Source organism: Pseudomonas sp. NFACC13-1 (assembly GCF_900104425.1).
GTDB classification, from domain to species: domain Bacteria; phylum Pseudomonadota; class Gammaproteobacteria; order Pseudomonadales; family Pseudomonadaceae; genus Aquipseudomonas; species Aquipseudomonas fluorescens_AA.
The window spans coordinates 21662-39594 of sequence record NZ_FMXV01000028.1; the positions used below are offsets into that span (position 1 = coordinate 21662).

At 62.3% G+C, this 17933-nt stretch carries 13 protein-coding genes; 5 read left to right on the top strand and 8 right to left on the bottom strand.

All coding sequences use genetic code 11. From position 1 onward, the window contains the following. Nucleotides 1–83: 83 nt before the first annotated feature. The 3 genes from BLQ55_RS25775 to BLQ55_RS25785 all read right to left on the bottom strand — a co-directional run bounded on the left by BLQ55_RS25775 (nucleotide 84) and on the right by BLQ55_RS25785 (nucleotide 3795). A complete protein-coding gene (locus BLQ55_RS25775) occupies nucleotides 84–701 on the bottom strand; it encodes a hypothetical protein (protein ID WP_176814254.1) in 618 nt (205 codons plus the stop codon). Between the two features lie 144 nt (nucleotides 702–845). Next, entirely contained in the window at nucleotides 846–1700 is an 855-nt protein-coding gene (locus BLQ55_RS25780) for a hypothetical protein (RefSeq protein ID WP_092258080.1), read from the bottom strand. 169 nt (nucleotides 1701–1869) lie between these two features. Beyond that, entirely contained in the window at nucleotides 1870–3795 is a 1926-nt protein-coding gene (locus BLQ55_RS25785; RefSeq protein WP_092258083.1) for an MAC/perforin domain-containing protein, read from the bottom strand. Between the two features lie 210 nt (nucleotides 3796–4005). Between BLQ55_RS25785 and BLQ55_RS25790 the strand changes: the two genes are divergently transcribed. Next, on the top strand, nucleotides 4006–7305 hold the full coding sequence (locus tag BLQ55_RS25790) for an ATP-binding protein (RefSeq protein WP_092258086.1): 3300 nt from the start codon (nucleotides 4006–4008) through the stop codon (nucleotides 7303–7305). Between the two features lie 82 nt (nucleotides 7306–7387). Here BLQ55_RS25790 and BLQ55_RS25795 read toward each other — a convergent pair whose 3' ends face one another. Then, complete coding sequence (locus BLQ55_RS25795; RefSeq protein ID WP_092258089.1) at nucleotides 7388–7942, bottom strand: cysteine hydrolase family protein; 555 nt, start codon at nucleotides 7940–7942, stop codon at nucleotides 7388–7390. A 98-nt stretch (nucleotides 7943–8040) separates the two neighbouring features. On the opposite strand from BLQ55_RS25795, the gene BLQ55_RS25800 reads away from it, so the two are divergent. The 3 genes from BLQ55_RS25800 (at nucleotide 8041) to BLQ55_RS25810 (ending at nucleotide 11236) form a co-directional block, all read left to right on the top strand. Further along, complete coding sequence (locus BLQ55_RS25800) at nucleotides 8041–9039, top strand: GlxA family transcriptional regulator (RefSeq protein WP_092258092.1); 999 nt, start codon at nucleotides 8041–8043, stop codon at nucleotides 9037–9039. Nucleotides 9040–9384: 345 nt separating this feature from the next. Beyond that, on the top strand, nucleotides 9385–10488 hold the full coding sequence (locus BLQ55_RS25805; protein ID WP_092258095.1) for a DUF3182 family protein: 1104 nt from the start codon (nucleotides 9385–9387) through the stop codon (nucleotides 10486–10488). Further along, a complete protein-coding gene (locus BLQ55_RS25810; RefSeq protein ID WP_092258098.1) occupies nucleotides 10478–11236 on the top strand; it encodes an alpha/beta hydrolase family protein in 759 nt (252 codons plus the stop codon). The genes BLQ55_RS25805 and BLQ55_RS25810 overlap by 11 nt, the downstream gene beginning before the upstream one ends. A 132-nt stretch (nucleotides 11237–11368) precedes the next feature. Here the strand turns inward: BLQ55_RS25810 and BLQ55_RS25815 are convergent, their stop codons facing one another. Genes BLQ55_RS25815 through BLQ55_RS25830 form a run of 4 tightly spaced genes read right to left on the bottom strand, consistent with a single transcriptional unit; the run spans nucleotide 11369 to nucleotide 15384 of the window. Further along, nucleotides 11369–12370, bottom strand: coding sequence for a lysylphosphatidylglycerol synthase domain-containing protein (locus BLQ55_RS25815; protein WP_092258101.1), 1002 nt, complete (start codon nucleotides 12368–12370; stop codon nucleotides 11369–11371). Continuing rightward, on the bottom strand, nucleotides 12357–13655 hold the full coding sequence (gene clsB / locus BLQ55_RS25820; protein WP_092258104.1) for a cardiolipin synthase ClsB: 1299 nt from the start codon (nucleotides 13653–13655) through the stop codon (nucleotides 12357–12359). The genes BLQ55_RS25815 and clsB overlap by 14 nt, the downstream gene beginning before the upstream one ends. Next, nucleotides 13652–14461: an endonuclease/exonuclease/phosphatase family protein gene (locus BLQ55_RS25825; protein ID WP_092204472.1), complete on the bottom strand. Its 810-nt coding sequence runs from the start codon at nucleotides 14459–14461 to the stop codon at nucleotides 13652–13654. The genes clsB and BLQ55_RS25825 overlap by 4 nt, the downstream gene beginning before the upstream one ends. Beyond that, nucleotides 14458–15384: a DUF72 domain-containing protein gene (locus tag BLQ55_RS25830; protein ID WP_092204473.1), complete on the bottom strand. Its 927-nt coding sequence runs from the start codon at nucleotides 15382–15384 to the stop codon at nucleotides 14458–14460. Before BLQ55_RS25830 ends, BLQ55_RS25825 begins: the two co-directional genes overlap by 4 nt. Before the next feature lie 338 nt (nucleotides 15385–15722). Here BLQ55_RS25830 and BLQ55_RS25835 point away from each other — a divergent pair, with 338 nt between their 5' ends. Continuing rightward, nucleotides 15723–17810 carry a mechanosensitive ion channel family protein gene (locus tag BLQ55_RS25835; protein WP_092258107.1) on the top strand — a complete coding sequence of 696 codons (2088 nt, stop codon included), beginning with the start codon at nucleotides 15723–15725 and terminating at the stop codon, nucleotides 17808–17810. Nucleotides 17811–17933 lie beyond the last annotated feature (123 nt).

Below are 17933 nucleotides of genomic sequence, written 5' to 3' on the forward strand. Positions count from 1 at the left end.
CAAGCGCTCGGCACTTGGGGCTTTTTATTTGTCTGGCGCAAACCGATTCGTCACTTTGGAGACACTGGCAAGCCCGACCTCGCTCACAGATCCAGATCCAATACCTCCTGCATCCTCTCGCCAATTGACTGCCTCAACCACTCGGCATGGAACGCCATGTCCCGCACCGTTACATCCGAAAACCGAAGTTCGATCGGTTTGCCATTGGCCCCGGCGAAGCACACCACAAAGTGACAAAAGTGGGCGGAAGCGGTCGTTATGTAGGGCCTGATGGAGTGGATATCTCTGTACGGCACGCATTCTTCGGTGGTTTGCCGGGCAGGGCGGCACTGGGTGAAGGTGAGGCGTTGCTGGCGTTCGTCAAAGCAGAAGCCGAGCACCTTAGGTCCGGATGCCAGCCAGTTGAGCACGCAGACGGCCATGAATGCGCTGATGAACATGAGCGCTATGAACAGAGGGTCCTCGATCACTCTTGTGTGGAGGGGCGACAGGTTTTGTCCGACATGGAACAGCTTTGTCGATAGCACTGCCAGCCCGTAGACCGGCAAGGCCAGCAGGATCACCACGGCATACACCATCGTGCCCAGGTACCCCGGCCTGGATACGTCGCTTGAGCAATCCCACTTGGGCGGGTGCAGTGGTGCTGATGCAGTGCTCGGGAACGGGGATTCGACCAGGCGCGGCGGGCGTTTGCGTTTCATACGGCTGGCTCTTGGGAAAAATGCCCGGCCATTCTTATCGTTATTCCTCAAGTACGCCTAGTAAAAACGGTTCGCCCGAGGTTGGGTTCTTCCTGGCCCCCGCCAATCCAGGTTTTTCTGTCTGACTTGCCGTGCTATCACCTCTCAGGGCCGATAGTCCGCCGGTAATTCATGCCGCGTCGGCGCTTTTTCTTCGTGATAGTGCGGTTTGCCCTGGGGAGAGCTCATCAAGGTCGAGTTGGCCAGGATTGTCTCCGTCAGCAAACAGTCCTCACCTTCTCCGAACCAGCAGGCCAGCGCCGAGTTTCGATTGCCATGCAGGTCCACGACGGCCGGCCAGTTTTCGACGCCGTGGGCATCACTGGGGGCGATGTCGGGGTAGTGCTTGGGCGGCAGGACCAGCGCATCGCCGGGCCGCAGCCACAGGTCGGCCAAATGGATTTCCCTCGACGCAGGTCGCCAACGGGCGACGCTGATCACCAGCGGCAAGCGGCCATAACGGGAAAAGAACGCATGGGGGAAGTTGTGGTATTCGAGGTCGGTCGGGTTGTAGGTCAGCAGCTCGCGCTGGCGCGCCGGGCCCAGGTAGGGCGACTGGTGGCCGGCCCATTTGCCGTAGGTGTATTGGCCCAGGATCAGTTGGTCGTATTCGAAACGCAGGCATTCGCCGTTGCCGAGCAGGGTCATGCCAAAGGCCTGCGCCGTTTCCTTGGTTGCCCAGATCGGTGCGTAGTGCACTTCGCTGGCATGGAAGTCGAACGTCTTGATCCAGTAGGAACCGCTGTTCGTTGCAACCTCACGGTCCCGCCAACTGATGCCCGAGTAGCGAGTGCCCAGGGACAGGGCCGGGTTCTCGGGGCTGAGCTGGATCAGGTGGCCGCGCTCCTGGACACTCGGTCGTGCCAGGCCATGGTCGTTGAACAGGTAGGGGAACCGGCGGGGATCGAGGGCTGTTTCCACGCCATCGCCGATAAAGGGAACACTGTTGAAGACTTGCATCGTATGGGGACCACGCACGCAAGAAGGCTAGAGAAAAGGGCGCTCAATCGCCCAATGAACCTGTGGGAGCGAGCTTGCTCGCGATAGCGGTGGCACATTCAACATTGAAGCAAGCTGAACCAGCGTCATCGCGAGCAAGCTCGCTCCCACAGGGGGGGACTATTGGGTGTCAACTGTACGGACGATGCTGCTCACGCAACCAGTCCATGCCGTGAGGCAGGCGCCAAGGCCGGACGGCGGCGCGTTTTTCAATCTGGGTCAGGCACAAGGCGTCCCTCCAGTTGTAGACCATCAACAGGTGAAACACCTCATCGCCGCGCCGGTCCCAGATGACGTCGTCCTGCTGGCGACCCGGTTCGATGGGCTTGAGCCGGCAGTCGCCCTGGTCGTGCATGCCCTGCAGGCAGGTTCCCGTCTCGTAGTTGATCAGCAGCACCGGGTGGTTGATTTCCAGATAAGGTTTTTCCAGCTCGGGCATGTACCAGTACTGCCCCGGGTTGTGCCTGTCCGGCGTCTGCATGGCGATACGGGTCCGGTTCTGCGGATCGACCGCCAGGGCCGGTTTGGCGTCGGTATTGTTGCGCACGATGTACAGCGCGGTGCGAGGGTCTTCCTCGGTCGTTGCGGTTTTGACCAACTTGACCTTGCCGAACGAGTCGTGGGAAAACCGAGCCTTGACCTTCACCGTTGGGTTGAGGTCCTTGCCTGCCTGGCCAAAACCGGCAATGAGTCCATCGACACCGGGCACCTCGAAGTCATTTCCCGCCAGCACATAGGTCAGGCCGGACAACGGGTTGGGCTGCATGTGCTTGGTCAGCGTGTCCCAGCGCATCAGCGACACTTCGCTGGCGCCGTTGGACAGCAGGGCCTCGCGCATGGCATACGTCGGGTAGTAGCGTGCGTCGCGCGGCCAGCGCTCAGTGGCCATCAGCAATTTTTGCCCGCTTTTTTGTCTCAGCAGCAGGGCCAGCGCATCCCAGAACTGTTCGAATTCCGTGGCCGATGCATTCGCGGCGGGTGGGTAGTGGAAACTTTCGCTGGTTTCCTTGCTTTTGTTGTCGACGAACACCATTCGCACGGCCGGGCGGGTCGCTTCGGCCTTGGAGGTGGTTTGCCGCCCGGAGCGGCCGAGGACAACCACCGACTCTTGCCAATTGGCTTCGATTTCCGCCTTGTAGCTGGTGTACCACTGGTAGGCCTGCTCCAGTGCCGTACGGGTCTCGCCTTCCTTGACGAAGCGATAGACCGGCGCGATTGCCAACTCCACGACGGTCGGGTCGTCGGGCAGCGATTCGCGCCATTTGCCGAACTCCGCATTGCAATTGCTCGGTTCCACTGGGTTGAAAGCGATGGCGTGCGTGCCGCCCCGGGTGGTCAGGTTGGCGTTGCGATGGGCGATGTTTTTCTTGACCGTTTCCGAGACCGAGGTGGTCGCGCTGCCGCTGACAAAGGCGCCGTATTCGGCCTTGACCATGGCATCGAGGGTGTTGGTCTGGCTGAGGAAACTCTTGAGTGCGGTCATCGCATAGTTCAGCGAACCACCGACAGTCACTTCGCTGACGATATCGGCACCAAAGTCGACCAGGAAATTGAAGAACGGCGCCGGATTGCTCGGGTCGAAGGCCTTGGGCAACTCATCGACGCGCTTCTTGAACACTTCCGTCGCATTGGCGGGGGTGACGTCGAAGGTCAGTTTCCATAACCGCACCGTATGACTGTAGAGCGCGGCTTCGCGCTCTACGAGCGTCTTGATTTCACTGCCGAAGGTGGCTTTGAAACCGGCGGAAAAGGCGCCGTATTTGCCGGAGGCTTCGACACTCGTCTGGGTATGTCTTTCGAATTCGTCGCGGGAGGCAAACGTCTCGGTCGAGAAATTGTCGTTGGCCACGACCGTGGACAGGGTGACGTTTTTCCCCACGTTGTAAGACGTTTTCCGGTACGGCACCACACGTTTGCCCGATTCGGTATCGCCGACCTTCAGGCACTCCTTGCTGTCGCCGGCCCAATCGAGCCGGTTCAGTCCGCGCCCCAGTAATTGCGAGCCGCCGATATCCCGCACGTCATCGCCTGCGTTGCCCTTCAGTCCATCGCTCATCGCCTTTCTCCCATCGCTCAGGTTGTATCAACTGGGTGCCAATTGATGGGAGTGAGTATCGGGAGGGCGGTGATACGCGGACAGTCCAGAGCGGTGTCAGTCCGGTATCAGTTTGGTATCAGGCCAAATGCCATCTTTTCGTTAACCCGGGCGAGGCGCAGGAGTACACTCGATCGGCTGCCGTTGTCCCAGGGTAGAAGGGCTATCGACATGGACTCCCGACCAAACACCTTTGCTGCCCTGCCCAGGCGTGATGCCTCCATATCCGACGGCCGTGTGCTGCTGGACGCCGTGTCGTTGAAAGGCCTGCGCAAACAGCATGGCCTGAGCCAGGAAACCCTGGCCGAGGCCTGCCTGAACCGGCATCTGTGCGTCTCGATCGCCTCCATCAAGCGGGCCGAAACCGGCAAGCCGGTGCTTTACCGCACGGCTCGGCACTTGGCGACGGCCTTCGGGGTCGATGTGAGTGAGCTGCTGAGCACTCCCGCCTCGGCGGCTTTGGCGCATATCCAACAGACGATGAGCGCGGTGCACCAGACGGCCTTTGCGCAACAGGCGCTGCAACAGGTCGATGACAGCGTCATCCGCTACGTGCTGGAGCTGTCCTTTCGGATCGATGGGCTGCCCGCGACGACGTTCATGGAAGAAATCGAGCGTCTGGTGCGTCAGTTCGGTGGCGTTCCACTGGGAATGACGCAGGATGTGGTGATCGCCCAGTTCGGTTCGCCACAGGCCTATCGCAGCGATAGCGAGCGGGGCCTGCTCTGCGCGCTGGCGCTGAGTCGGGAGCAATTCGTCACGGCCGGGCATGCCTTGTTGCTGCGGCTAGTGCGCCTGAGTGCCGACACCACTGAGCCTGTGATCGAACCTGTCCTGCTCGCGCAAAAGGCGCTGTCGGAGCGTCATGGCCACGCCCCGGTGTATGTTGCGCAAAACCTGCTGGAGCAGCTCGCTGCACGGTTTGAGTTTTCGTCCAGCGACGATGAGTTCCAGGCCTATCGCAAATGCCTGCGCCCGCGCAGCCTCGACGAAAACGCGCCGCGTCCGTTGGTGGGACGGGCCATCGAGCTCTTGCAGTTCAAGGCGGTGATCGAGGCCACCCAGGAATGCCAGGACGGGCACATCGTCTATGTGCGCGGCGTGGCGGGCATTGGCAAGACCCGCCTGGTCAGCGAATTTTTCGAAATGGCCCGGCAGCGTGGCTTTGCCTGCCATCGCGGCGATGTGCTGGATTTCGGCATGGACAACAGCCTTTGGCCCCTGGGGCGACTGCTGGCCAGCCTGCTCGACCTGGGTGGCGCGGCGTCCGTCAGCGCCCCGCTGTTGGACGCCGCTTTGTCCCGCCTGAACGTGGCCGCCGACCATCGCCTGTTCTTGCAAGTGCTGATGGGTGTGTCGTCTGCCGAGTCTCTGACCCTGTATGGCGCGATGAGCAACCAGGCCCGTACCCAGGGGCTGTTTCAGGCCTTGCTCGACGTGTTGCTGCGCATCGCAGTGCAACAGCCTTTGCTGATCTGCGTCGAGGACCTGCACTGGGGCGATGCCACGCTGTTTATGCTGCTGGGCAGGCTGCTCGATGCCACTGACGAAGCGCCCGTGGTCTGGCTGCTGACGTCCCGTCCCGAAGGCGATCCGCTGGAAAGCGAAATCCGTACGCATTCCTCCAGTCCCATGAGTGTGCTCGATATCGCGCCGATCCGGGCGCGGGAGGCCACGGTCCTGGCGGAGCAATTCACTGAGGTCGATCCGCGCTACCGGGCCGAATGTGTCGCCCGTGCCCAAGGCAACCCGCTGTACCTGACGCAACTGCTGTCGAGCCAGCAAGGGGTTTTCCCTGACAGCCTGCGGCATCTGGTCCAGACCCGCTTTGACAAATTGGCTCCCGAGCAACGTCGCGCCCTGCATTACGCCGCGGTGCTGGGCAATCGCTTCGAGCTGACGCTGTGGCGCGAAGCGCTGGGGCAGCCCGGTTATCTGCCGACCGCGGACATGCGCCAGGGGTTGTTGCGGGAGGTCGAGCCAGGCAGCTATCTGTTTGTCCACGACCTGGTCATGCACTGCCTCTACGATTCAATGCCCACGTTGCTGCGCGAGCAACTGCACGGTGAGGTGGCGAATCTCTATCGCGCGCGCGACCGGGTGCTTTATGCCCAGCATTTGCTCCGGGCCAACGATCCGGCGGCGTTCGACGCGCTGTTGGTGGCCATGGGCGAAAAACGGCTGGCCTGCCAGTACGACAGTGTCCTTGCACTGGCACGGCAATGCTCGGCGTTTGCCGAACGCGCGCAGGGCAATTTTCCCTTCGCGTTGTTGTGCGGCCAGGCGTGCTCGGGCCTGGGCCAGACCGTGGAGGCCCGGGCGCATTTCCAGCGAGCCTTGGCATTGGCCGAGCAGCCGCAGGATCGGATCGAGGCCGCGTTGGGGCTGGCGGCAGTCCTCAATACCCTCGATTGCCTGGACGAGGAGGAGCGCCTGATCGAGGACATGCTGCCCATCGCCCGGTCCATGCAGGCCCATGTGGCGCTTGCCCGGTTGAATCACTTGCGCGGGAATATCTATTTCCCACGGGGTGATTACGCCGAGTGTCGCCGTCTTCATGAAGAAGCGCTGTCCTCTGCGCGCATCGGCCGGGACCTGGAAACCGAGGCCAAGGCCTTGAGTGGCATTGGCGACTCCTACTACGCACAAGGGCGCATGCAGACTGCCTACGAGGTCTTCGATCAATGCGTACGCCTGTGCGAGCGCAATGGGTGGACACACATGGAGGCGGCCAATCGCAGTGCTCGTGGATCGGCGCAGTTGTACCTGGGCCAGCCAGAGCCCGCCTTGCGTGACGCCATGGAAGCCATCGAATGCAGCACCCGGCTGGGCAATCATCGAACGCAGGTTTTCTCGCGACTCACTGCGGCCTGGGTGCTGGTGGCGGGCGGCCAGGATGCCTTGGCGGAACAAGAGCTGAACAGTGCCCTGACGTTGGCGCGCAGCCTTGGCGCCAGCCGTTTCGAAGCGATCCTGCTGGAAGGGTTGGCGCGGGTGGCGTTGCGCCAGGGCGAGCGCGGGCTGGCGCAGACCTTGATCATGGAGGCGGCGAGCCTGGTGGAACGCTTCGAGTTGCAGCGCTACATCGGGCCTTGGGTCTACGGCAGCCTGGCGATGATCAGCGATGACGGACCATTCAGCCAGCAGGCCTTGGCGAAGGGCGAAGCCCAGCTCACCCAAGCCTGCCTGGCCCACAACGCCTTGCGCTTTCGCGTGGCGGCCGCTGAAACCTGCCTGTTGGCGGGCAATACCGAAAAGGCTATCTGGCATGGGCAACAGATGGCGGCATTGCCCGAGTCGGCGTCGTGCGCCTGGATCAACCATCATGTGCGGCTGATCGATGTGGCGGGGCAGTGGTTGCGCAACGCCGATCAAGCCAGTGGCGAGAAGCTGAAGGGGATGGCGCGCGAAGCGCAGCAGATGGGGTTCGTGGCGACGATGCCGCGGTTGTTGCTCGTGCTGGAGACTTGATCGCCTCCAGACACGCCGTGGATGCCTGAGACAAAACCGCACTTGGGTGATGAAGTGCGGTTTTTTTTGCTGTGTCGTGGGCTTATTGACGGTCAGCCAGGAAGTGCTCGGTACTCACCACGCTCGCATAGGCAAACCCCAGCGCTGCCATGAACGCCGCATGCACCTGGGCAGCCGGCACGACGACGCCGTTGAATTCCAGGTCGAGGGTGGCACAGGCATCGTGGATCACCGTGACGCCGTAGCCCAGGTCCGCCGCTGCCCGCACCACGCCATCGACGCACATGTGGCTCATGCTGCCGACCACCACCAGTTGTTCGATGCCGTGCTGGTCGAGAAGGGCTTGCAGTTCGGTTTCGCGAAACGCATTGACGAAGTGCTTGAGGACCACCGGTTCGTCGGCGCGGTTGAGTACCTTGGGGTGCAACTGTGCGCCTTCGGAGCCAGGGGTGAAGAACGGCGCGTCGTCGGAGGTGAATTCATGGCGGATATGCACCACGTTGTCGCCGGCCTGGCGAAAGGCTTCGATCAACCGTGCGGCGTTATCGGCGGCGGCTTGGGCACCGACCAACGGCCATTTTCCCTGGGGGAAGTAGTCGTTCTGGATATCGACTACGATGAGCGCTTGCTTGGACATGAGGGCTTCCTTGATCAGGTGGGGTAGGGCGCCAGTATTGGCCTTTACCACCGGTTCGAGGATTGGCCGCAACGACAATAAGCGAGGGAAAACTGACAATGGCGCAGCAAAGGGCAGTCGCCGAGCTTGGGGTGCTCATCTACCCCGGCGCGCAAATGGCGGCGGTGCATGGCTTGACCGATCTGTTCGCCGTGGCCCAGCGGATCGCGGCCGAGCACGCCAGTGCACAATTGCCACGGTTGCGGATCAGTCACTGGCAGACCGACAACGGCGAGGCGCCGCAGCGGGTGTTCGACAGCGAAACCGGCCCGGCGGGCCATTTGGTGGCGTTGCTGATCCCGCCGTCTCTCGCCGGCTTCGATGACGACCTGGCCTCGCCAACGCTGATGGATTGGCTGCGGGCGCAGCATGCGGGCGGCACCGTGTTGGGCGGTGTGTGTGTCGGCTCGATCCTGTTGGCCGAAAGCGGCCTGCTCGATGGGCGCAGCGCCACCACCCATTGGAGCTCGGCCAAGGATTTCGCCGCCCGTTACCCGAAGATCAAGCTCAACGCCGACAAACCGATTGTCGACGACGGCGACCTGATCACCACCGCCGGGCTGATGGCCTGGTCGGAACTGGGACTGCGCCTGGTGGACCGCCTGCTCGGGCCCAGCATCGCCACGCGCACCGCGCAATTTCTGGTGATCGAACACAGCGACAGCGCGAGTCAGTGCGGCAGTAACTTCGCGCCCATCCTCGGCCATGGCGATGCGGCGATTCTCAAGGTCCAGCATTGGTTGCAAAGCAACGGCGCGGTGGAGGTTTCCCTCGGTGCGATGGCCGAACGGGCCGGTCTGGAAGAGCGCACCTTCCTGCGCCGGTTCCGTGCCGCCACCGGGCTCAAGCCCACCGAATACTGCCAGCACCTGCGGGTCGGCAAGGCCCGGGAAATGCTGGAGTTCACCAATGGCACCATCGATCACATTGCCTGGACCGTCGGCTACCAGGACCCCAGTGCCTTTCGCGCGACGTTCAGGAAAATCACCGGGTTGGCGCCGAGCGATTATCGGGCGAGGTTCGGGGTGAGCCCGCTGGGTGTTTCAAGGACGCAGTGAATGCTTTTTGTGGCGAGGGGATTTATCCCCGTTGGGCTGCGAAGCAGCCCTGGCATTTTGCGGTGTGTCAGGCGTGTGGGTATTGATTGCGTTTGGGGCTGCTTCGCATCCCGGCGGGGATAAATCCCCTCGCCACAGGGTGGCATTTGACTTGAGGCATCGTGCAATTTGCGGGATGCCAAGCGCATGTCGTGCAGAATGAAACAGGCCCGGTGCTATCAAGTGCTTGCGATGCGCCCGCTTGGCTGACCCCTCATCATCCGTCACTCCGTTGGCCTGATCTCTGCAACTTTCCTGATTTACAGGCATATCTAAAGCCATCGAGCGCAGGAGGAAGGGCACCGCATGACATCAGTCAATCGCAACAAACGGGTCGTGGCCTATTCGGTCAATCCACAAGCGCCGCGCCATGAGGTCGAGACCAACCGTGCACTGGCCCAGTGGCTGGCGCAGATCCTGGGTTGGGAGTACGGCGACAGCCATGACCTCAGTGCCGGTCAGGATCTTTATCTGTTGCCCACGCAAACCCTGATCGGCGCCGAAACCTTGATGCGCCTGGGGGTGAAGGGGCCGGAGGATGTGTGGGGTGGGTATGTCGAGCATGATTTTATCTGCACCAAGGCGATTACCCACGGTCTGTTGAATAAGGACGCGGTGGCGCCCCAAGGCTGGTCGCCGCTGTTTGCCAAGCTCACCCGAGGCGCGGTGCTCGACGGCGTGACGGTCTTTTCACTCAAGGACGCCCGCCCGGCCGCCGAACATTTGCTCTACACCGGGCCGATCCGCATCAAGCCGATCCATGCCTGTGCCGGACGTGGTCAACGGTTGATCAAGAGCCTGGCGCAGTTCGATGAAGTCGCCGCCGGGCCCGACGCCCAGGCGCTGTTTCGCGATGGCGTGGTGCTGGAACAGCACCTCAATGAGGTCAAGACCCAGAGCGTCGGCCAGAGCTTCATCAACGGCCAGGTCCTGAGCTATTGCGGCGTTCAACACCTGACCCACGACAGCGAAGGGCTGGAGGTGTACGGCGGGTCGGACCTGCTGGTGGTGCAGGGCGGCTACATCGAGTTGCTCAGGCTCGAACTACCCGACGACGTGCGCGAGGCGGTGCGGCTGGCGCAAGTGTTCGATGACGCCGCCAACCAGGCCTACCCGGGCTTTTTTGCGTCGCGGCGCAATTACGACATTGCCCAGGGCCTGGATGCCGCCGGCCAGCCCCGTGGCGGCGTGTTGGAACAGTCGTGGCGCATGGGCGGGGCCAGCAGCGCCGAACTGGCGGCGTTGCAGGTGTTCGTCGAAACGCCTGAGACCAGCGCGGTGCGGGTGTCTTCGGTGGAAACCTACCTCGACCAACCGCTGCCAGCCGGGGCCAGGGAGGTTTATCGCGGCGAGGCCCACAACAGCGACTTTCTTCTCAAATACGTAACGGTTGAATCTTATGACGGCTAGAAGTGAAACCATCCAAATCGAAATCGACGATGAACGCATGGACGGGACGTTCCTGAGTCCCAAATCGAAAGTCCCAGGCGTGTTGTTCGTACACGGCTGGGGTGGCAGCCAAGAGCGCGACCTGGAACGGGCCAAAGGCATCGCCGGCCTCGGTTGCGTGTGCCTGACCTTCGACTTGCGCGGGCACACCGGCGGGGCGGGCATCCCGTTGTCCCGAGTGACCCGCGAGGACAACCTGCGGGATGTGTTGGCGGCATACGACCGCTTGCTCGCCCACCCCGCCTTGGATACTTCGGCGATTGCCGTGGTGGGCACCAGCTATGGCGGTTACCTGGCCTCGATCCTGACGTCGCTGCGCCCGGTGCGCTGGCTGGCCCTGCGGGTGCCGGCGTTGTACCGCGACGAGCAATGGCACACGCCCAAGCGCGACCTGGACAAGACTGACCTGCTGGATTATCGCAGCACCCTGGTGCACGCCAGCACCAATCGCGCCTTGCACGCGTGCTCGCAGTTCTCCGGCGATGTGTTGCTGGTGGAGTCCGAGACCGATGCCTACGTGCCCCATGCCACGATCATGAGCTACCGGGCGGCGTGCCAGCAGACCCATTCGCTGACCCACCGCATCATCGACGGCGCCGACCATGCCTTGAGCGACCCCGTGTCACAACAGGCCTACACCTCGATCCTGGTGGACTGGATCACGGAAATGGTGGTGGGAGAGCGGTTGAGCATCATCCAGGAACGCTGATCGTGCGGTGTTTGCGGGGGCTCCATCGCGAGCAGGCTCGCTCCCACAGGGGGTGTGTGGCGATCGAAATAGTGTGTTCACGACAGATCCAATGTGGGAGCGAGCCTGCTCGCGATGGGGCCAGGCAACCCATCACTTGACCCCAGGCTTGACCCGCAACGCCTTGGCCTTCGCCTCGATCACCAGGTACATCACCACAGTAATCAGCAACGGCAGGATGAAATAGATCGCCCGGTAAGCGATCAACCCCGCCAGCAGGCTGCCTCGTGACACCTCATGTTGCAGCAGGGCAACGAACACCGCCTCCAGCACCCCAAGCCCCGCCGGAATGTGCGTGATGACCCCGGCAATGCTGCTGATCAGCAACACCCCGAGCACCATCGGGTAATCCAGTTTGCTGGGCAGCAAAGTGAAAATCACCGCCGCCATCAACGACCAGTTCAGCGCGCCCAACGCCAGTTGCAGCACCGCCATGCGCAGCGACGGCAGGTTGATTTCCATGCCACGGACGGTCCAGGCCCGACGCTTGGAAAACCGGCAGGCCGCCAGGTATCCGGCACTCGCCAACAACAACAGCACGCCCACGCCTTGCAACGCATCGCTGCTGAGTTTCCAGCCCGGCGGCATGGTCACCAGGCCGCTGCTGAACACCACCCCGGCCAGGGTCATGTAGCCGAACCAGTTGGTGGCCAGGCTCAGCCCGAGGATCTTGGCAATGTTCCCGCTGCTGACGCCCAGCCGCGAATACAGTCGATAGCGCATGGCGATACCGCCTACCCAGGCGCTGAGATTGAGATTGAAGGCATAACTGATCACCCCCACCGGCAAAATCTGCCGCCAACCGAGTTTCTGGCGGATGTAGGTCCGTCCGATCAGATCGAAGCAGGCATAGGTGATGAAGCTGGTGATGGTCAGCGCAGCAGCGATGATCAAGGTGCGCACTTTGAAATCAGCCAGGGTGGTGAACACCTCGGACCAATCGATGCGCCGGGCCAGGGCGGTGAAGAGCACGATCAACAGCAGGAAAAACGCCAGCGTCAGCGGTCTTTTCCACCGGCTCCAGCGGGATTTGGGCTTGGCCTGTTCCGGCGCATGGGCATCTCTCGGCGCGGTGTGCGCTTCAGAGTGGTTCATGGGGTTCGCTCCGGACCGCCGTCGGCGGTGAAAAAGGTTTCAGACGCGGTTTATGGGCCGGCAGCCAGCCGGCCCAGGCCGGGAAGTGGCGCAAAAAGTGGAACACCATGAAGCCGATGGTCATGCGCCACAGCAGGCCCCGCGGCGCATGGTTTTCGGGCATGACCGTGCAATGGTTGCGGATCAGGTAGTCGAGGCGCTCGAACAGCTCGCGGTTGAACGTCCGGTCGCGGATCAGCACGTTGGCTTCCAGGTTCAGCGACAGGCTCAGCGGGTCGAGGTTGCTTGACCCCACCGTGCTCCAGTCCTCATCCACCAAGGCGACTTTGCCGTGCAGCGGCCGCTCGCAGTATTCGTAGATCACCACGCCGGCCTTGAGCAGGTAGTCATAGAGCATCCGGGCCGCGAGCTTGGCGATCATCATGTCCGGTTGCCCTTGCAGGATCAGCCGCACCTCCACGCCGCGCCGCGCCGCGTTGCGGATCTCGCGCAGCAACCGGTAACCGGGGAAGAAGTAGGCATTGGCGATCACCACCCGCCGCTGGGCGCTGCGCAGCACTTGCAGGTAGACCTCTTCGATGTCGGTCTGATGTTCGTGGTTATCCCGGTAGACCAGGCGCACCTGGCCGTCATGGTCGCTGAAGGCCAGTTCGTTGCGACGGCTGCGGCGGCGTTGCCACCAATACTTGGCCCGGGACGGACGGCCGCTTTGCAGCAGGGCGAAGTGATGGATGTCCACCACCGCCGGCCCCTTGATCTCCACGGAATAGTCCTGCTTGGCCTCGGGGCCGAAATCCCCCAAGTGGTCGGCGGAAAAGTTGATCCCGCCGATGAAGGCAATCACCCCATCCACCACCACGATCTTGCGGTGCAGGCGGCGGAACCAGTTGGTGCGGATACCCAGGTGCCGGGGCGCCGGGTCGAACATCTGCAAGCGCACCCCGGCGTCGCTCAACGAGGCCAGGAAAGCGGTGGTCAACTCACCGCAGCCGAAGCCATCGAGGCTGACGGTGATGCGCACGCCACGCTGGGCGGCTTCCACCAGCAGGTCCCGCAGTTCGTAGCCGACCTTGTCCTCGAACAGAATGAAGGTCTCAAGCAGGATTTCTGTTTCGGCCCGGCGAATGGCCTCGAAGACCCTGGGGAAATATTCCTCGCCGTTTTCCAGCAGTGTGACGCGATTGTTGCCGTGCCAGCCGTATTCGATATCGGCCAGCGCCGGGTTGCGTTCGGTGGGCGTCGTGTCGACCTGTTCCACCGTCGCCTTGTCCATCGTCGCGCTCATAATTCGATCTCCACCGACAGCGGTGCATGGTCGGAAAGGTGCGACCAGGGACGTACGTTCAACACCTTGGGATGATGGGCCTTGAGGTTGCGCACGTAGATGCGGTCCAGGCGCAGGATCGGCAGGCGCGCCGGAAAGCTGCGGGCCGGCTTGCCCCACTGTTCGGCGAACACTTCCCGCAGGCCGCAGGGTTCGAGCAGTTCACTGGCTTTGCCGCGCCAATCGTTGAAGTCGCCGGCAACGATCACCGGTGCCTCGGGCGGCAGTTCGCTCAAGCGTTGGCAAAGCAGCTTGAGTTGCTCGACACGATGCCCTTCGCGCAGCCCCAGGTGGACGCAGATGGCATGCACATCCTGCCCATCGCCCGGCAGGCGCAGCACGCTGTGGAGCATGCCGCGGTTTTCATGGCCGCTGATGGACACGTCCAGATTGTCGTGGCGGATGATCTGGAATTTCGACAACAACGCATTGCCATGGTCGCCCGCCGGGTACACCGCGTTGCGCCCATAGGCGAATTGAGGCCAGAGGGTATCGGCGAGGAATTCGTATTGCGGCATGCTCGGCCAATTGCTGTAGCGCTGGGGATGGTGTTCGTGGGTGCCGTGGACTTCCTGCAGGAACACTACGTCGGCGGACACACTGCGCACCGCTTCGCGCAGTTCCGGCAGGATGAAGCGCCGGTTCAGGGCGGTGAAGCCCTTGTGGGTGTTGACGGTCAGCACGGTGAAACGGCTGACCCGGTCGAGATCCTGAGCCCCTTGTCGGGTCGGCTCGCAGGTCGCTTCGCTGGTTTGCGGACGGTTCATGGCAACACCCCTTCGGCCGGTCGCTGGCCGGGCGCGGTGGCGAGGTCCTTGTCCAGATGGAAACGTTCCAGCAAATGGCGTGCGTCGTAGGGCGCGCGGACTTTGATGTCGTTGTCGAAATAGCAGAACACTTCCCGGCTCTTGCGTGCCCGGGGTTTCTTGTCCGGGTCGATCAGGTGCGCGTCGCTCGGCTGCTTGCCGTGGCTCCAGGCCTCGATCCGGTCGCCCCAACGCTTCAACGCCTCGTCGGTGTAGCCGCTGGCGTACAACTCCTCGGCGCCGTGCAGGCGCAGGTAGACGAAATCGCTGGTGACGTCTTCGCGATAGGGCCATTTGCCGGCCGTGTCGGCGATCACCAGGGCCACGTCGTAGCGCTTGAGCAACGTGATGAAGTGGGGGTCGATAAAACTCTCATGACGGATTTCCACGGCGTGGCGCAGCGGCCGCTTTTTATCGGTCTCGGTGCTGGCATGGCCGTCCAGGCGCGGCTCATGCTCCCGGGCCAGGGCGGCGGCGCCTTCGGTGTCGTGGGGCAATTGCTTGAGGAAGTCTTCGAACAGCTCGGGGTCGAACTTGAAGCTGGGTGGAAACTGCCAGAGGATCGCCCCCAGTTTTTCCTTGAGTTCCAGCACGCCGGAGGCGAAGAAGTTGGCCAAAGGTTTGCGGATGTCCCGCAGGCGCTTGATGTGGGTGATGAAGCGCGGGGCCTTGACGCTGAACACGAAGCCGGGCGGCGTCTCGGCATACCACTGGGCATACCGTTCGGGGCGTTGCAGGGCGTAGAACGATCCATTGATTTCGATACTGTTGACCGCTCGCGAGGCAAATTGCAGTTCCCGTTTCTGGGTCAACCCCTTCGGGTAGAAATCCCCCCGCCAAGGCGTGTAGCGCCAGCCGGAAATGCCAATGTGGATCGCCGTCATGTATCCCTCCCGTGCCAATGACCTCGTACCGCCTGTGTCTTTTGATGACTGTCGCGGAGCCTGGAAAGTTTCGATGGGATGCCCGGTGGCAGTGAATACTGTCGGGGCGAGGGGCTCCCTGCTGGACTACGCCTGTAGGAGCTGTCGAGTGCAACGAGGCTGCGATCCTGTCCCAGACAATTGAATCGCGAGTGAAAGCTCAAGATCAAAAGATCGCAGCCTTCGGCAGCTCCTACAGAGATTTATTGGCTCTCGATGCTCACATCCCGCCAAAACCGAACTTGCCGGCCCAATATTGATCAGTTCCTTACCGATCCCGTGTGAAGGAGCCTCGCGTTTTGTCTCGATTGAGCACTGTATTGCTGCTGTTCTTGCTGGCGCTGACCGGCACCAGCGCCTACGGGACCGCCGCTGTCCCTGGCACCACCAAGCCCGATGAACCGCCCGCCGAACCTGCGCCGCTGGTACAGGGCGGTTTATTGGGGGCCATCAGTTCGAGCATCGACGACGTCCAGGACAAACTCGACCTCAACCAAAGCCTGGTGGATGCCTGGCGCCTGCGGGCGGACCGGGCGGCGGACGAGGTGGACCGGCTGGTGGACCAGACGTCCCGTTCGTCCTGGCGCGTGGCAGGGGATTTCCTGTTGTTGTCCAGTGTCTGGATCGGCGCGTTTGCGGTTATCTGGTCCGCGGCGCGGTTGTTGTTGCGACATCTGGGCCACCGGCGCTGGCTGCGCACCCGCCGGCGCTTGCGCGACCTGCTCGGTTATCTGCTGCCGTACACCGCTGCGGCATTGATCTGCCTGCCGTTGACCCTCTATGTCAGTCACTTTCTGCAAGTCTCGGTCGGTCGCGCCCTGGCGTTGTGCTTCGCCTACGCCACCAGCAGCGGTATTTTTTCCACCTCGGTGTTGCTGTGCGTGATCGTGATGTTCAACGCCGGCCACAAACGCCGGGCGGTGGCGATGATCCGGCGTTTCAGCCCCCGACCGTTGTTCCTGATCGGCTTTCTCGCCGCCCTCAGCGATGCCCTGACCAGTCCGCAGATCGCCCGGCAACTGGGCGGCAACATCACCAGCAGCGTCGCGGTGTTCACCGGGTTGTCGGCGTCGATCATCTTTGGCTGGCTGGTGATCCGCATGCGCCGCCCGGTGGCGCACCTGATCCGCAACCGCCCCCTGGCCCAGCGCTTGAAACAACCGGCCTTGCAGGAGTCGTTGCGGATTTTCTCCGGGCTCTGGTATTGGCCGATCCTGTTGATGGTGCTGGTGTCGGCGGTGAGCCTGATCGGTGTCGGCGAGGACAACCAGAAAGCCCTGCGTTGCGCGTTGTTCACCACGATCCTGCTGATTGCGATGGTGTTCCTCAGCACGGTGTTCCAGCACATCTTCAAGTCGCCCAAGGCCGAGGCCATCCAACGCAACAGCGCCTACAAGGGCCGGCTGTTGAGCTTGCTGCATGCGTTGTTGCGGATCGTCATGGCGGTGGCATTCATTGAAATCCTCGGGCGGATCTGGGGCATTTCCCTGTTCGAGTTCGCCTCGCGCAATGCCGTGGGCCGGGCGATCAGTGATTCCTTGAGCCGTATCGGCCTGATTTTCCTGATGACCTGGCTCACGTGGGTGGTGCTCGACACGGCAATCCAGGAAGCCTTGAAGCCGCCACTGAACAAACGCGGCGCCCGCCAGCCCAGCACCCGGGTCAAGACCATCCTGCCGCTGTTGCGCAACGCGGCGAAAATCATCCTGGTGGTGATTTGCGCGATCACCACCATGGCCAACCTGGGTATCAACGTCGCGCCGTTGCTGGCCGGTGCCGGGGTGGTGGGCTTGGCGATCGGTTTCGGTTCGCAGCAACTGGTGCAGGACGTGATCACCGGGCTGTTCATCATCATTGAAGACACGCTATCCATCGGCGACTGGGTGGTGCTCGACTCCGGCCACGCCGGCACCGTCGAAGGCCTGACCATCCGCACCCTGCGCCTGCGCGACGGCAAGGGTTTCGTGCACTCGGTGCCGTTCGGCCAGATCAAGGCGGTGACCAACCAGTCCCGGCAATTCGCCTTTGCGTTTTTCTCCGTGCAATTCACTTACGACACCGATGTCGACCAGGCCATCGAGCTGATCCGCGAGGCCGGGCGTTCGATCGCCGAAGACCCGTTTCTCAAGTTCAACCTGCAAGGGCCGCTGGATGTGTTCGGCGTGGACAAGATGGACCTCAACGGCGTGGTGCTCACGGCGCAGTTCCGCACCGTGTCGGGTGGGCAATATGCGGTGAGCCGGGCGTTCAACCAGCAGTTGAAGAAGCTTGTGGATAACCACCCGGCGGTGCACTTTGCGCAGACTTATCCACAGCAGGTGATGTTGCCGCAGCGGCTTGTAGCCGAGTCGAAAGTGGGCGATGAGGTGTCTGGTCCGCCGCAATAATGGCCGGGTTGTATGGCGAGGCTTATGGCCTCATCGCGAGCAGGCTCGCTCCCACAGAGGACTGCGTTTCTTCAGATGGAATGCGATCAAACTGTGGGAGCGAGCCTGCTCGCGATGGGGCCA